At 72.2% G+C, this 13,330-nt stretch carries 16 protein-coding genes and 1 tRNA gene; 10 read left to right on the top strand and 7 right to left on the bottom strand.

Annotation, left to right across the window (positions count from 1 at the left end):
- Positions 1 to 132: 132 nt before the first annotated feature.
- Both JMJ56_RS31065 and terL read left to right on the top strand, forming a co-directional pair.
- Positions 133 to 1,944, top strand: coding sequence for a hypothetical protein (locus JMJ56_RS31065; protein WP_202835670.1), 1,812 nt, complete (start codon positions 133 to 135; stop codon positions 1,942 to 1,944).
- Positions 1,922 to 3,361: a phage terminase large subunit gene (gene terL, locus JMJ56_RS31060; protein ID WP_202835668.1), complete on the top strand. Its 1,440-nt coding sequence runs from the start codon at positions 1,922 to 1,924 to the stop codon at positions 3,359 to 3,361. Before JMJ56_RS31065 ends, terL begins: the two co-directional genes overlap by 23 nt.
- On the opposite strand, the gene JMJ56_RS31055 is transcribed toward terL, so the two are convergent.
- Positions 3,358 to 3,582: a hypothetical protein gene (locus tag JMJ56_RS31055; protein WP_043365243.1), complete on the bottom strand. Its 225-nt coding sequence runs from the start codon at positions 3,580 to 3,582 to the stop codon at positions 3,358 to 3,360. The genes terL and JMJ56_RS31055 overlap by 4 nt on opposite strands.
- Before the next feature lie 80 nt (positions 3,583 to 3,662).
- On the opposite strand from JMJ56_RS31055, the gene JMJ56_RS31050 reads away from it, so the two are divergent.
- Positions 3,663 to 3,980, top strand: a complete 318-nt coding sequence (locus JMJ56_RS31050) for a hypothetical protein (RefSeq protein ID WP_052213746.1) — start codon at positions 3,663 to 3,665, stop codon at positions 3,978 to 3,980.
- Complete coding sequence (locus tag JMJ56_RS31045) at positions 3,977 to 4,405, top strand: cell wall hydrolase (protein ID WP_202835667.1); 429 nt, start codon at positions 3,977 to 3,979, stop codon at positions 4,403 to 4,405. The genes JMJ56_RS31050 and JMJ56_RS31045 overlap by 4 nt, the downstream gene beginning before the upstream one ends.
- A 3-nt stretch (positions 4,406 to 4,408) precedes the next feature.
- On the opposite strand, the gene JMJ56_RS31040 is transcribed toward JMJ56_RS31045, so the two are convergent.
- Both JMJ56_RS31040 and JMJ56_RS31035 read right to left on the bottom strand, forming a co-directional pair.
- Positions 4,409 to 4,990: a LuxR C-terminal-related transcriptional regulator gene (locus tag JMJ56_RS31040; protein WP_202835665.1), complete on the bottom strand. Its 582-nt coding sequence runs from the start codon at positions 4,988 to 4,990 to the stop codon at positions 4,409 to 4,411.
- Positions 4,990 to 5,886 (bottom strand): S1C family serine protease, encoded by an 897-nt coding sequence (locus JMJ56_RS31035; protein WP_202835663.1) that lies wholly within the window; start codon positions 5,884 to 5,886, stop codon positions 4,990 to 4,992. Before JMJ56_RS31035 ends, JMJ56_RS31040 begins: the two co-directional genes overlap by 1 nt.
- A gap of 175 nt (positions 5,887 to 6,061) precedes the next feature.
- On the opposite strand from JMJ56_RS31035, the gene JMJ56_RS31030 reads away from it, so the two are divergent.
- From JMJ56_RS31030 to JMJ56_RS31015, 4 genes are read left to right on the top strand one after another with little or no spacing between them, the layout of a single operon-like run.
- Complete coding sequence (locus tag JMJ56_RS31030) at positions 6,062 to 7,525, top strand: coiled-coil domain-containing protein (protein WP_202835661.1); 1,464 nt, start codon at positions 6,062 to 6,064, stop codon at positions 7,523 to 7,525.
- An 11-nt stretch (positions 7,526 to 7,536) separates the two neighbouring features.
- Positions 7,537 to 7,812 (top strand): 2Fe-2S iron-sulfur cluster-binding protein, encoded by a 276-nt coding sequence (locus tag JMJ56_RS31025; RefSeq protein ID WP_202835659.1) that lies wholly within the window; start codon positions 7,537 to 7,539, stop codon positions 7,810 to 7,812.
- 4 nt (positions 7,813 to 7,816) lie between these two features.
- Positions 7,817 to 8,302 carry a flavodoxin family protein gene (locus tag JMJ56_RS34505; RefSeq protein ID WP_202835657.1) on the top strand — a complete coding sequence of 162 codons (486 nt, stop codon included), beginning with the start codon at positions 7,817 to 7,819 and terminating at the stop codon, positions 8,300 to 8,302.
- A 25-nt stretch (positions 8,303 to 8,327) separates the two neighbouring features.
- Positions 8,328 to 8,912: a hypothetical protein gene (locus tag JMJ56_RS31015; protein WP_202835655.1), complete on the top strand. Its 585-nt coding sequence runs from the start codon at positions 8,328 to 8,330 to the stop codon at positions 8,910 to 8,912.
- Positions 8,913 to 9,011: 99 nt separating this feature from the next.
- Here JMJ56_RS31015 and JMJ56_RS31010 read toward each other — a convergent pair whose 3' ends face one another.
- Positions 9,012 to 10,094, bottom strand: coding sequence for a zinc-binding dehydrogenase (locus JMJ56_RS31010; protein ID WP_202835654.1), 1,083 nt, complete (start codon positions 10,092 to 10,094; stop codon positions 9,012 to 9,014).
- A 131-nt stretch (positions 10,095 to 10,225) separates the two neighbouring features.
- Between JMJ56_RS31010 and JMJ56_RS31005 the strand changes: the two genes are divergently transcribed.
- Positions 10,226 to 10,675 carry an ABC transporter permease subunit gene (locus JMJ56_RS31005; protein ID WP_236038957.1) on the top strand — a complete coding sequence of 150 codons (450 nt, stop codon included), beginning with the start codon at positions 10,226 to 10,228 and terminating at the stop codon, positions 10,673 to 10,675.
- Between the two features lie 83 nt (positions 10,676 to 10,758).
- Here the strand turns inward: JMJ56_RS31005 and apaG are convergent, their stop codons facing one another.
- Both apaG and metZ read right to left on the bottom strand, forming a co-directional pair.
- Entirely contained in the window at positions 10,759 to 11,196 is a 438-nt protein-coding gene (apaG, locus tag JMJ56_RS31000; RefSeq protein WP_202835652.1) for a Co2+/Mg2+ efflux protein ApaG, read from the bottom strand.
- 54 nt (positions 11,197 to 11,250) lie between these two features.
- A complete protein-coding gene (metZ, locus tag JMJ56_RS30995; RefSeq protein ID WP_202835650.1) occupies positions 11,251 to 12,459 on the bottom strand; it encodes an O-succinylhomoserine sulfhydrylase in 1,209 nt (402 codons plus the stop codon).
- A 302-nt stretch (positions 12,460 to 12,761) separates the two neighbouring features.
- Here metZ and JMJ56_RS30990 point away from each other — a divergent pair.
- Positions 12,762 to 12,827: transfer RNA gene (locus JMJ56_RS30990), tRNA-Gly, on the top strand.
- 19 nt (positions 12,828 to 12,846) lie between these two features.
- On the opposite strand, the gene JMJ56_RS30985 is transcribed toward JMJ56_RS30990, so the two are convergent.
- Positions 12,847 to 13,330, bottom strand: a 484-nt coding sequence (locus JMJ56_RS30985; RefSeq protein ID WP_236038955.1) for a site-specific integrase, incomplete at its 5' end; no start/stop codon positions are given.

Genomic DNA, 13,330 nt, shown 5'->3' with positions numbered 1-13,330 from the left:
TCTGTTGCTCTCCGTCATCGACACCTCCCAGGCTCCTCAGCCTATCAAAGGTGTCCGTGAAATCGGGACAGGCCCAGTGGTGCGGCCAACAACCAGGGCAAGGTCTATAACGGCCTCTCCGTCATCCGGGCCATGCAGAGCGACTGGTCGGATGAGGGCGATGTCGGCATCCTAATTCGCAATATCGATGCGAGCATCGTCGATATCCGCCGGGCGGAGCGCTTCACCATCGGCGTTCAGCTGCAGGGCGATGCGCGCGGCTGCGAGGACAGCGACCTGCGCTACGGCCGCCTCATCGACAACCGCATCGGCCTCGACCTGCGCACGCTGACGGCGAGCGGGTGGATGAACTCACTGCGCCACCAGGGCGGGCATTTCGCCTGCTCCAGCGCGACCAACCCGACGCAGCCGCGCTTCGGCGTGCGGCTTTCCGCCGCCGCCGGCGCCTATCGCCTGCACAACACGCACCTGTTCAACGGCCCGGCCTTCGAGCTGCAGCGCCAGGGCACGCCGGGCGCGGTGGATGCCATCCCCTTCCTCGTCGAGGTGGATGGTCGCTGCCTGATTGCAACGGGCGTACGGATGGAGGCCTGCTCGCCCCATGTGGCGCGCCACACGGGCGGCTTCAGCGATGCGCGCTACGAGGTCTCCTATGTCGGCACCTATGGCTTCCTCGGCTGCTCCGTGCAGTACCAGGGCGCCTCGCGGGCCGGCGGCACGGTGGTGCCGATGCATCAGGCGACGGCCGCCATCGCCGCGCCGCGGCTGGTGGCAGGCGCGGAGAATCTGCGGACGCTCGCCTTCCGCCAGAGCATCTCCGTCGCCGATGGCGTGGGCTTCGACCAGCTGGCGGTGCTCTCCGGCAACCCCGCCGGCCCGCCCTCCACGCTCAACGGCTTCTGCTTTCCCGGCCTCAATGCCTTCACCCTGAACGCCGACGACGTAACCATCCCGACCTCCCGCGGGCTGGCCTATGTCGTCGATTGCAGCCAGTGCAAGGAGTTCTTCATCGCAGCCGAGGGCAGCGGCATGCGACCGGTAGTGATGCAGTTCGACGGCGCGGAGAACGTGCTCGGCACCGGCAGCCCCGTCCTCTTCTCCAACATGAACGCAGTGATGCAGGGAGCGCCCTCCTACTGGTGGGAAGGCAATGCCGACCTCGACAGCCTCACAGGTGGCCTCGCTCTCAACAGGCTGCAGCGGGTGACGCTGAGCGCGGAGGCGCAGTACGCCGCCATCGGCATCCGCGGCAGCTCGGCCGGAGCGGTGCTGCGCTCGCTCCGCCTCTACACCTCGGCGCTGCATGCGCCGCGGGTGCTGTTCGGCGGCTCGCGCGCCTGGGGTAAGCGGGAATACACGGTGAGCGACGGCGGCTGGACGATCCCGGCGTTGGCTGCGGGTGCCACGGCGACCTACGACGTGACGCTCCCCGGCGTGCGCCAGGGCGACTTCGTCCGCGCCGGCTTCGCCAGGCGACCGGCTTCCAGAACGGCGGCGTCATCTTCCACGCCGCGGTCGGCGGCACGGCCGGCAGCAACCAAGTGCGCGTCACGGCGCAGAATGTCAGCAGCGGATCAATCACCCTCGGCGCCGGCACGCTCCATGTCCGCGCCGTCAAGCCGCGGCTCTGAGCGCACCATGGCGACGAAACGCAAGCTCCGCATCGAGGCCGACTTCGCCGGTGCCGTGGCGCTGGTCCTCGCCGACTACCGCCGCTTCGTCGGTCTCTGCGTCGAGGAGCCGGACGAGGCCGTGGTGAAGGCCTTCGCCTCCCGCCACACCGCGGGCCGCACGGCCCTCGCCCATGCCGACCAGCTGCTGAAGCTCGCCGCCGATGCCGGCTGCGAGGCGCAGCAGCAGGCCATCACCGAGGTGCTCGCCGAATGGCGCCGCATCATGCCGCAACTGCCGGAGGAGGAGAATGACGGAGGCGCCGGAGGCTGACTTCCTCGAATTCGTCTGGATCTGGAATGCCGTCCAGAACCAGGGCATGCCGGCGCCGCACCGGCGCATCGTCCGCTGGCTACAGTCGCGCTGGGAGGACGACGAGGACCGGCGCCTGCTGCTGATGGCTTTCCGTGGCTGCGGCAAGTCCACGCTGGTCGGGCTGTTCTGCGCCTGGCGGCTGCTACGGGCGCCGGACACGCGCATCCTGGTCCTCGCCGCCGACCAAGTGCTGGCGGTGAAGATGGTCGCCCAGGTGCGCCGCATCCTGGAGCGCCATCCGCTCTGCCGCGCGTTGCTGCCGGAGCGTGCGGAGGCCTGGGCGGCGGACCGCTTCACCGTCGCCCGCCAGGCCGTGCTGCGGGACCCGTCTATGCTCGCGCAAGGCATCGGCGGCAACATCACAGGCGCCCGGGCCGACCTCATCATCTGCGACGATGTCGAGGTCGCCGGCAACTGCGACACGCCGGCCAAGCGCGAGGAGCTGCGCGAGCGGCTCGGCGAATGCGAGTTCGTCCTCGTCCCGGGGGGAGGCATCCTCTACGTCGGCACGCCGCATTGCGCCGAGACGCTCTACCTGCCGCCGGAGGAGCCCGCCGCCTTCCTCCGCGGCTACCGGCGCCTGGTGCTGCCCCTGCTGGACGAGGCCGGCCGCAGCGCCTGGCCGGAGCGCTTCGGCCCGCAGGCAGTGGCGGCCCTCCGCGATCGCGTCGGCCCGCTGCACTTCGCTCGGCAGATGCTGCTCCAGCCAGTGGCGGAGGCGGCGCTGCGGCTCGATCCGGCCCTCCTCATCCGCTACGCGGAGGAGCCGGACTACCGCGAGGCCGGCGGCCGCGCCCAGCTCTCCCTGCTGGGCCGGCGGCTGGCCTCGGGCGGCGGCTTCTGGGACCCGGCCTATGGCCGCCCCGGCGCCGGCGATGCCTCGGTGCTGGCGGCGACCTATGCGGATGGCGAGGGCAACCACTACCTCCACCGCCTCGCCTACCTCACGCATGACCCGGACAGCCAGGTCGACCCGGCGACCCAGCAATGCCGGGCCGTGGCGCGGCTGGCAAGGGAGCTGCTGCTGCCGGTGATCCGGGTGGAGACGAACGGCCTCGGCCGCTTCCTCCCCGCCCTGCTTCGCCGGGCGCTGGCGGAGGCGGGAGCACCCTGCACGGTGATTGAGCATGCCAGCCGCCGCGCCAAGGCGGAGCGCATCCTCGCCGCCCTGGAGCCTGCGCTCGCTGCCCGCCGCCTGCATGCGCATGAGGCGGTGTTCCGCACGCCGTTCCCGGGCGAGATGGCCGCCTGGCGACCGGATGCGCCCGGCCAGCGGGACGACGCCCTCGACGCCCTGGCCGGCTGCCTTCTCGCCGAGCCGGTCCGCTTGCCCGCCGCCGTGCCTGCCCCGCGCCCGCTCGCCTGGCGCGGCTAGCCGGCCTTCCTGACTTTCAGGATCTCCCCGGCATGCCGCTCCTGGCCCGCCGCGGTCAGCTCGTACCGCCCATCCGTCCTGAGCCGGGCGAGGCCCATGCCCTGGAGCCGCTCCAGGCATGGCCCGTCCTTCAGCCCATCGGGCCGGCCGCCCTTGCCCACCAGCACCAGCCGGTGGAGCGCCGCACGGCAGCAGGTCTCGAGATAAGGCTCGTTCCAGATCGTCACAGTTCCATCGCGTCCCGGTGCTGCCCGAGGGTGGTCGTGCCGGCACGCCGCTTCAAGGAGGCATGTGAGCCGCGATGTCAATCGAACCCACCTGGTGGATCAGCGCCGTGGAGGCGCCGATCGCCGCCGCCCTGTTCTGGATGCTTCACGGCCTGCGGAAGGACCTGCACGACCGCATCGACCGCACCACGGAGCGGGAGAGCGGCGAGGTCCGCCGCACCCGCGACGAGCTCGCCGATTTCAAGCTGGAGGTGGCGCGTAGCTACGTCCCCCTCTCGCTCATCCGGGACGTGGACCGCCGCCTGTCCCAGCACCTGCTGCGGATCGAGGAGAAGCTGGAGGCAGCCGGCACGCTCCGCCTGCGCGACCGGCTCGGAGGAGACGAGCCATGAGCGCCGAGATTCTCGCCCTCACCCTCCGCGCCGAGGCGGGCAGCCGCCCCGTCCGCGCCATTGAGGCTCTCGCCGCCCTGGTGGTGAACCGCGCCCAGCTGGCGGCCGAGGCCCCGGCTCCGCGCATCCGCTTCACCCCCGGCGCCCACACCGGGGCGGGCTGGACGGCGCTGCTGGCCGAGGCCTGCCGCGCGCCCTTCCTTTTCCGCTGCTGGCAGGCCGGCCGGCTGCGGGCCGAGGCGCCGGCCGATGCGGCCATGGAGATGTGCCGCCGAATCGCCGCCCGCGCCCTCGGCGGCGCCCTGCCGGACCCGACCGAGGGCGCGACGCACTGGCATGACGGCGCCTCGCTCCCCGGCTGGGCAATCGGCCAGGTGCCGACGGCGGAGATCGGCGGGCTGGTCTTCTACCGCCTGCCCGGCTGAGCCCTACAGCAGCACCAGCCCCGCCCGCGCGCCGCGCGCCACCGCATCCGCCCGGCTCGCGGCGCCGAGCTTCTGCAGCACCGCGGCGACATGCGCCTTCGCCGTGTGGAAGGACAGGCCGAGCCGCCGCGCGATCACCTTGTTGGAGGCGCCGGCAGCGAGCAGGTCCAGCACCTCCCGCTCGCGCCGGGTCAGCCCCGCCTCGAGCGCGGCCGGGGCCGGTGCCCGTCCGGCCAGGCTGGCGACTTGCGCCGGCGGCAGCACCGCCAACCCGCGGGCGATGGCCGGCAGCGCCGCCGCCAGCAGGGCGGGTGCGGCATCCGGCGGCAGCACCGCCCGCGCGCCGGCGCGGAGCGCATCCAGCGCCGACGCGCCTTCGGTCAGCACCAGGGTCGGCGGGCCGGACGGCTCCACCGCCGGCAGGTCGGTGACGACCACCTCGGCCATGGCCGGCTCCTCCACCAGCCGGATGCCGGGGAGGTCGGCGAGGCGCGCGGCGATCTCGGCCTCGGCGGCATGCACCGCGACGGCGGGCAGGCTCGCCGGGCGCCGCGGGGGTGGCCGGTCGAGAAGGGCGGCGGCCATCACGCAGCCGCCCTCTCGCCGATCCGCAGCGTCACCCGCCGCTTCTCCCCGCCGCGAATCAGGTCGAGCGCCACCTCGGTGCCTATGCTCTCCGGGTCGAGCCGCGCTAGCATCTCCCGCACCGAGCCGAGCGGCGCCCCGTCCCAGCCCGCCAGTACGTCGCCGAGAAGCAGCCCCGCCTCGCCCGCCGGGCTCTTCGGGTCGATGCCGACGACGATGAGGCCGCGCATCCCCTCCGCCCGCACCGGCTGCAGGGCAAGGCCGATATAGCCCCGCGCCACCCGGCCATGGCGCTGGATATGCTCTACCGAGCGGGCGATGGTCTCGGCCGGGATGGCGAGCGCCCGCCGCCGCGGCCCGGGCACGGCCATGCCGACCAGCCGTCCGGCATGGTCGAGCACCGCCCCGCCCTCGCAGGCGGGATCGAGCCGCAGGCCGAGCTGGATTCGCCGCTCCAGCCGCCCGCCGCGCATCGAGCGCCAGGGCCCCGCCACCTGCGCCGCCGCCCCGAAGTCGACCAGCGGCCCGTGCTCGTCCCGCCCGACGGCAAGCACCAGATGCCCGGCCGCCAGCGCCCCGGCCGGCGCCGGGTCGAGCGGCGGCAGCGGTCCGGTCTCGGCCCGTAGCAGGGCGACATCCGTGCCCGGATCGCGTCCGGCCAGGCTCGCCACCACCTCCCGCCCGTCCGGCAGGGTCAGGGTGAGTTCGTCATCTCGCTCCAGCGCCTCCTCCGCGGTGACGACCAGTCCCTCGGCCCAGAGCAGGCCGGATCGCGCACGCCCGTCCCGGCCATGCACGGCGACGGTGCGGGCGGCCCCCAGCGCGCCGAGGCTGGCGAGCCGGTCGGAGAAGGCTGTGAGGCCAAGGGGCAGGGCAGGGGACGGGACATCGCTCATCCTGCATATCTGTGCATGCTTCGGCTCCGCTGCCATGGCCCGAATGGCGAGCGTCGCATGACGGGGGGCCTCATCAACCGCTTCGTGAATATCGGGTGCGATGATGCAACGGACCGGTGGTTGACCCGGAGGGCCGGAACGGGCGCCATAGGCAGCATCGCGCTTGGGGGATTGGATGTCGAAGCTGCTGTCTTGGCAAGGGCCGGCCCTTGCCGCCCTGCTCGTGCCGCTGGCCGGCTGTGGCCTGACCGTGGAACGCAGCGAGCGCATCGCATCGATGCAGCGGAACCTGCAGGATTCCGAGGCGCAGGGCACCGTCCTGCGCGGCCGCGTCAGCGAGCTGGAAGCCGCGCTGGCCGCCGAACGCCGGGCCGCCGGCGACCTCGCCGCCCTCGAGCAGAAGCTTGGCGCCGCCCGTGCGGCACTGGCCAACGCCCAGCGCTTCCGCGGCGGTGCCGAGGCCGAGGCGCGTCAGCTGCGCGAGCGCCTCGCCGAGGAGGAGCGCCAGCTCGCCGAGCTGGAGCAGGCCAGCACCACCCGCCGCGGCAGCCTCGGCGAGACCGAGGCGCGAATCGCCACCCTGCGCGACCAGGCCAGCGCGGCCGAGCGCCGCCTCGCCGAGCTGCGCGACCAGGCCGCGGCGCAGGATGGCCGGGTTTCATCCCTTGGTGAACGCGCGGTGGCGGAGGAGCGCCGCCTCGCCGGCCTGCGCGAGATGGCGGCGACCACCGAGCGCCGCCTTGCCAGCCTCCGCGACGAGGCGGCGAACGAGGACCGCCGCCTCGTCGGCCAGCGCGAGCGGGCGACGCAGGAGGAGGCGCGGTTGCAAGGCCTCCGCGCCACCATCGCAGAGGCGCAGCAATCCCTGGCCCAACGGCAGCAGGCGGGCAGCGAGGCGGAGCGGCGCATCGCCACCCTTCGCGCCGACACGGCGACGGCCGAGCGGGAGCTGGCCGCCCGCCGCACCGCCCTGGCCGAGGCCGAGACCCGCCTGACCAGCACCAACCGCAGCGCCGAGGAGGCCGCCGGCCGTGCCCGCGCCTCGCAGCAGCAGACCGGCGAGGCGGAGCGGCGCCTGGCCGGGCTGCGCGAGGAGCTGGGCCAGGCCGAGGCCACCCTCACCCAGCGGCGCGGCGCGGTCGAGCAGGCCCAGGCCGAGCTGGCCCGCATCACCACCGCCCGCGACGAGGCCCAGGCCACGCTGCGCAGCCTCGAGCAGCGCAGCGCCGCGCTGCGCCAGGAGGTCGGCACCGCCGAGCGCCGCCTCGCCGAATTGCGCGACGGCACCGCGGCGGAGGAGCGGCGCCTCGCCTCGGTCCGTGCCGAGGCCGAGGCGGCCGGCACGGAACTCGCAGCCCGCCGCGCCGCGCTGGCCGAGGCGGAAACCCAGGCCCGCGCCGTCGAGGCTGCACGACGCGACGCGGCGCAGCTGCTCGACCAGGCGGCGGCGCTGCGGGCGCAGGTGGCGCAAATGGAGCAGCGGCGCCAGGAGCTGACGAGCGAGATCGCCGAGGGCGAAACCCGCCTTGCACGCCAGCGCCGCGAAATGCAGGCCCTGGGCGAGCGGATGTCGCCGGCCAGCGGCCAGTCCCCCCTGCCCGACGCCCCGACCGAGGGCGCCGGCGCTCCACCCCGCTAGCCATGATCACCGTGCGCTTCCTGACCAGCGGCCGGCAGGCCCGGGCGGAGGCGGGGATCAGCCTGCTGCGCCTCTCCATCCACGAGAAGGCCGGCATCCCCTTCAAATGCGCCGGCGGCGTCTGCGGCACCTGCCGTTGCCGGGTCGAGCAGGGGGGAGGCAACCTCGCGGCGGTGACGTCGCGCGAGCGCCGGCACCTCAGCGAGGCGGAGATCGCCGAGGGTTGGCGCATGGCGTGCCAGGCCTTCGTCACCGGCGATGTCGTGGTGTCCTGGCCCGCGGCGTGAGGCGGTGAGGACGCTCCTCCTCGTCTGGCACAGCAGCACGGGCGGCACCCGGCAGATGGCCGAGGCCGCCGCCCGCGCCGCCGCTGGGGAGGTGCAGGTGCGCCTGCTCGCGGCGCCGGAGGCCGGGCCGGACGACGTGCTCGCGGCCGATGGCTACCTCTTCGCCACGCCGGAGAACCTCGCCGCCATGTCGGGGCTGATGAAGGACTTCTTCGACCGTTGCTACTATCCGGTGCTGGAGCGGGTGAATGGCCGCCCCTATGCCGCGATGATCTGCGCCGGCAGCGACGGCAGCAACGCCGCCCGGCAGCTTGCCCGCATCGCCACCGGCTGGCGGCTGCGCCCGGTGGCGGAGCCGCTGATCCTCTGCACCCGGGCGCAGACGCCCGAAGCGATCCTTGCCCCCAAGGTTATTCCGCCGGAAGGGCTTCAACGCTGCGAAGAACTGGGCGCGGCGCTCGGCGCCGGCCTTGCCATGGGCATCTACTGAGCCCCGCCGTGCTAGGTTCGGGCGCATGACCCGGCCCCTCCTCCGCCGCATCGTCCATACTGCGATCGTCCTGCTCGCGCTCGTCGCGGTGATGCTGGAAGCGACGCTCTGGCGCTGGCTGACGGCGCTCGGCCATGCGCTGTCACGCCTGCCGGTCTTCGCGGTGGTGGAGCGGCTCGTGGCGCGGCTCAGCCCCAGGGCGGTGGTGGTGGTCTTCGTGCTGCCCTTCCTCGCCATCATTCCGCTGCTGAAGCTCGGCGAGCTCTGGCTGTTCCTGCACGGGCATTTCGTGCTCGGCGTGGTGCTGCTGCTGGCGGCGAAGGTGGTCGGCGTCGCCTTCTCCGCCAGGCTCTTCGCCATTGCCCGGCCGAAGATGCTCCAGGTCCCGGCCTTCGCCTGGGTCTATGGCAAGGCGATGCGGCTGCTGGCCTATGGTCACGCCGTGCTGGAAGGCATCCCGGCCTGGGTGGCGACGCGCGAATTCATCCACCGCTTCGGCGCGACCGGCCGGGCGCTGGTGACCGCTGGTTGGCGTGCCCTGCGTGGCGGGGCACGCCACGGCTTCCGCCTGCGCCTTGCCGCAGCGAGGCGGCTGCTACGGCGCGGCTAGAACAAACTCCGGCCAGGTGGACGCACCTGAGCGAAGTAATGTGCTGGCTAAGGCAACAAACCGGAGCGGGGTCCGTGAGCCAGTGCGAACGGAAGCGCTCTAGCGCCAGGGCTCCACCAGGATCTTCGCATGCCGCTCCGGGCTGGCCAGGTCCTGGAAGGCCTGGCGCACGCCATCGAGCCCGGTCCGCCCGGTGACCAGTGGCGCCACGTCCATCCGCCCTGCCGCGATGTGGCCGAGCGTCTCGCGGAACTCCTCGGGCGTGTAGCCGAGGACGAATTGCAGGCTGAGCTGCTTGACGATGCCGAAGAAAGGCTCGATCCGATCCGGCTGCATGCAGACGCCGACGACGACGATGCGGGTGCTGGCCGGCACGCCCTCCATGATCTGCTGCACGACGCCGGGCACGCCGACGCATTCGAAGACGACGGCCGGCCGCCGCCGCGGCCCGCTGCCGAAGAGCTGCGCATAGCGCCCGGCATCGAAGCCCGCCGGCGTCACCGCCGCCTCCAGCGCCGCATAGGGCGAGTCATGCGCCGGGTCGATCACCGTGGTCGCCCCCATCCGCTCGGCCAGCGCCCGCCGCGCCGGCGAGTAATCCGAGGCGATGATCGGCCCCGCCCCACGTAGCTTCAGCGCCGCGATCACCGCCAACCCGACCGGCCCGCACCCGATGACGAGCGGCATGTCCGCTTCCGCCATATGCGCGAAATTGACCGCATGCAGCCCGACCGCCATCGGCTCCACCATCGCCGCGTGGTCCGGCTCCATCCCCGCCGGCAGGGGCAACAGCATGCGCTCGGCAAGAGGCATGTACTCGGCGAAGGCACCCGGCACCTCCGGGTTGTAGCCGATGCCCTGCACGGTGCTGCCGCGGATGGTCAGCGGCATGGAGGTGACGAGCGTGCCGGGCGCGAAGCGCCCCTCGGTGCCCGGCCCGTTCGCCACCACCTCGCCGACGAACTCATGGCCGAACACCACGTCGCGATCGGCCGGCATGCCGAAGCGTCCGCCGCTGCGCGCCGACAGCTCGGCGAACTCCTTCGCATGCTTGGCCGCATGAAGGTCGGAGCCGCAGATGCCGCAGGCGCGGGTGCGGACCAGCACCTGGCCCTCGCCAAGATCGGGGTCGGGGATGGTGTCCACCACCAGATCGCCCTGGCGGAAGATGGCTGCGCGCATCGACGGTTCCTCCGATTGCTGTGCGCATTGAACTGCTCATCGCCTGCAACCCGCAAGCTGTCATCGAAGGGACGCCGAACCACCGGCCGCCCGTTGATGGACGACTACTGCGGCTGGCTTGCGCATAAAGGTTGCACGCTACCCGAGCGGCGCAAGGATATCTGCTGCCCTCGGGCGGGCAGGAGGGCTGGCGGCATGCCATCCTCCCCATCGTCACTGGCACCGTCGAGCGGGCGGTCCTCGCATTCTTCGGCAACCTGCTGGCGCTCTTCGTCTGCCTGCTCGACCTGCATGCCTGGGAGCGCTGCGCGCGGATCCCGCGGGGTCTCGTCATCAGCGCCGGTGCGCAGGGCCAAGCAGCAGCGGTGCGGCAGCTCGGCGCCTCGCCCTGGCGCGTCTGCGGGCGGCACGTCCTGCCGAACTTCGTCTCGACGCTGATCGTCTCGATGACGCTCGCCTTCCCCGAGATCATCCCGTTGAAAAGCGGCCCTTCCTTCCTCGGCCTTGGCGTGCAGCCGCCGGAGACCTCGCTTGGCTCCATGGTCGGCTACGGGCGCGAATACCTGGCGCGGGCGCCGTGAATCCTGCTCTCGCCGGCGGCTGTGATCGTGCTGGCGACCTTCCCCGTCTCGGTGCTCGGCGACTGGCTGGACCCAGCGGTCGGCTAGTGCAGCCGCCCCGGCTGGTGCGGGCTGTCGAGGCTGAAGGTCGGGATCGCCACGTCGAACCCCTCGCCGGTATCGGTCAGCACCATGTGGTAGGCGCCGCGCATGAAGCCGGAGGGCGTCGCCAGCGGCGTGCCCGAGGTGTATTCGAAGCTCTCGCCAGGATCGAGCACCGGCCGCTCCCCCACCACCCCGTCGCCATGCACCTGCTGGGTGCGCCCCTGGGCATCGGTGATGAGCCATGTGCGCTTCAGCAGCTGCACCGTCTGCCGGCCCTCATTGGTGATGGTGACGCGGTAGGCCCAGACGTAATGGCTTCGCTCCGGTGCCGACTGGTCGGCGAGGAAGAAGGTGCGGACAGAAACCCGCACGCCCCGCGTCACTTCCGTGTAGCCGGGCTGGCGGGCCGGATCGGTATCGGCAGGCGAGCGCTGCATGCGGTGAATTCCCCCTGTTTTGGCCGCAGCCTGCCACGGCCGCGGCCCCTCGCGCTACTGTTCCGCGGCCCCCGCGGCATCCAGCGCCTCGGCCAGGTCCTCGATCAGGTCCGCCACATCCTCGAGCCCGACCGAGAGCCGGATCGTGCCGTCGGCGATGCCGAGCCGCGCCCGCTCCTCCGCGCCGATCCGCATATGTGTGGTCGTTGCCGGATGTGTCACCAGGCTCTTCGAATCGCCGAGGTTGTTGGAAACGTCAATCAGCTTCAGCGCGTTGCAGAAGCGGAAGGCCGCCTCCTTCCCGCCCGCCAGGTCGAAGGTGATGATGGTGCCGCCCCCCGTCATCAGCCGCTGCGCCAGGGCGTATTGCGGATGGCTGGCGGAGAAGGGGTAGAGCGCCCGCCGCACCTCGACGCGCTCGGCGAGGAAATCGGCGATCGCCGCAGCGCTGCGGCACATGGCATGGACACGGAGATGCAGCGTCTCCAGCCCCTTCAGGATCACCCAGGCATTGAAGGGGCTGATCGAGGGGCCGGTGTTGCGGATGAAGGGCTGCAACACCTCGTCCACCCACTTCTTCGAGCCCAGCACGGCGCCGCCGAGCACGCGGCCCTGGCCGTCCATGTGCTTGGTGCAGGAATAGACGACGACATCGGCGCCGAGCGCCAGCGGCTTCTGCAACAGGGGCGTGGCGAAGACATTGTCGACGACGACGATGGCACCGGCCTTGTGTGCGAGCGCGGCGACGGCCGGCAGGTCGACCAGCTCCAGCATCGGGTTGGAGGGCGTCTCCAGCAGCACCAGCGCCGCCGGCCGCGACAGCGCCGCCTCCCACTGCGCGAGATCGGCGCCGTCGACGAACTCGCCGGTGATGCCGTAGCGCGGCAGCAGGGTGGAGACGATCCAGTGGCAGGAGCCGAACAACGCCCGCGAGGCGACGACACGGTCGCCCGCCTTCAGGTGCGACAGCATCGCCGCATGCACCGCCGCCATGCCGGTCGCGGTGCAGCGGCAGGCCTCGGCCCCTTCCAGCGCCGCCAGGCGCCCCTCGAGCATCGAGACGGTCGGGTTGCCGAAGCGGGAATACTGATAGTGCGTGGCGGTGCCGGCGAAGGTCGCCTCCGCCTGCTCGGCGCTGTCGTAGACGAAGCCCGAGGTGAGGAAGAGCGCCTCCGCCGTCTCGTCATGGTTGGTGCGGGTGGTGCCGCCACGGACCAGCAGTGTCGCGGGACGGAGGGAACGATCGGGCAGGGACTTGGACATCGGATTGGAACACCCTGGCAGGCCAATGGCGTCCGGCACCCATGCGGTGCGCGAGGGGCCCTTGGGCACCCTCGACGGCCGATTTAGCGCGCATATTTTGAACCCGTCACCGTCGCTATGCGTCGTCGATGGGAACCCGTGAGGACCTCGCCGCAAGCAGGCCGGACAAATCGCGAGGGGGCCTCGCGGCCCGGGCGCAGTTAGCGGCCCCTGCCGGGCGCGGTCAACCCTCCTCCCTGCTGCCCGGTGCGATAGGCGGGCTTGAGCCCGGCGCCCGCTGCGGCTAATGTAGCGCCTGCTGCGGGCGTAGTTCAGAGGTAGAACGTCAGCTTCCCAAGCTGCAGGGCGCTTCGTCCCCCGGCCCGCCAAACCGCAGAAATCCTTACTTCAAGATGTCTCGACCGTTCGGGTGGCCTGTCCGGGTTGTCTGGTGGTCCATTCGTGGTCGTCGGGAGGAGCAAGCTGGTCCGGCTGCTGGACCACGGCGCGCGATCCCGATCCGGGTCTGACCTTCTGGCGGAGCGTGACCCCCGGTTTGGTCTGGTAGCGCAGTTCCTCCGGCAACCCCTCCCGGTAGCGGGCCTCGGCATGGCCGGGTGGACGATGACCCTCCACCACGTCGGCCACGTAGCTCTGCCACGCCCTAATGGCCGTGATGGCCGAGGCGGACGGCCCGGCGTGGTCGTAGGTTGCCACCAGCTTGCTCCTGGCGGTGAGGTGGTTCAGCGCCGCCTCGGCATCGGTCTCGGCGACGCCGAGATAGGTCATCCCGGTCCGCGCTGTCCGCCGCAGGTGGCGTTGTTGCATAATCCGGTGACGGAGAGGTGCGATGGTTGAGGAAGCGACGGGTTGTGGCCGGCCGCAGCGGCGA

The organism is Belnapia arida, from assembly GCF_016773205.1.
Lineage (GTDB): Bacteria > Pseudomonadota > Alphaproteobacteria > Acetobacterales > Acetobacteraceae > Belnapia > Belnapia arida.
Note: the sequence above shows the minus strand (reverse complement) of the source record. Positions and strands in the feature narration are given on the sequence as shown.

Excerpts from the sequence above, each read along its gene's own strand:
- JMJ56_RS31065 (WP_202835670.1), top strand. The coding sequence starts at position 133 with ATGCAGAGCGACTGGTCGGATGAGGGCGATGTCGGCATCCTAATTCGC.
- terL (WP_202835668.1), top strand. The coding sequence starts at position 1,922 with ATGACGGAGGCGCCGGAGGCTGACTTCCTCGAATTCGTCTGGATCTGG.
- JMJ56_RS31050 (WP_052213746.1), top strand. The coding sequence starts at position 3,663 with ATGTCAATCGAACCCACCTGGTGGATCAGCGCCGTGGAGGCGCCGATC.
- JMJ56_RS31045 (WP_202835667.1), top strand. The coding sequence starts at position 3,977 with ATGAGCGCCGAGATTCTCGCCCTCACCCTCCGCGCCGAGGCGGGCAGC.
- JMJ56_RS31040 (WP_202835665.1), bottom strand. The coding sequence starts at position 4,990 with ATGGCCGCCGCCCTTCTCGACCGGCCACCCCCGCGGCGCCCGGCGAGC.
- JMJ56_RS31035 (WP_202835663.1), bottom strand. The coding sequence starts at position 5,886 with ATGAGCGATGTCCCGTCCCCTGCCCTGCCCCTTGGCCTCACAGCCTTC.
- JMJ56_RS31030 (WP_202835661.1), top strand. The coding sequence starts at position 6,062 with ATGTCGAAGCTGCTGTCTTGGCAAGGGCCGGCCCTTGCCGCCCTGCTC.
- JMJ56_RS31015 (WP_202835655.1), top strand. The coding sequence starts at position 8,328 with ATGACCCGGCCCCTCCTCCGCCGCATCGTCCATACTGCGATCGTCCTG.
- JMJ56_RS31010 (WP_202835654.1), bottom strand. The coding sequence starts at position 10,094 with ATGCGCGCAGCCATCTTCCGCCAGGGCGATCTGGTGGTGGACACCATC.
- apaG (WP_202835652.1), bottom strand. The coding sequence starts at position 11,196 with ATGCAGCGCTCGCCTGCCGATACCGATCCGGCCCGCCAGCCCGGCTAC.
- metZ (WP_202835650.1), bottom strand. The coding sequence starts at position 12,459 with ATGTCCAAGTCCCTGCCCGATCGTTCCCTCCGTCCCGCGACACTGCTG.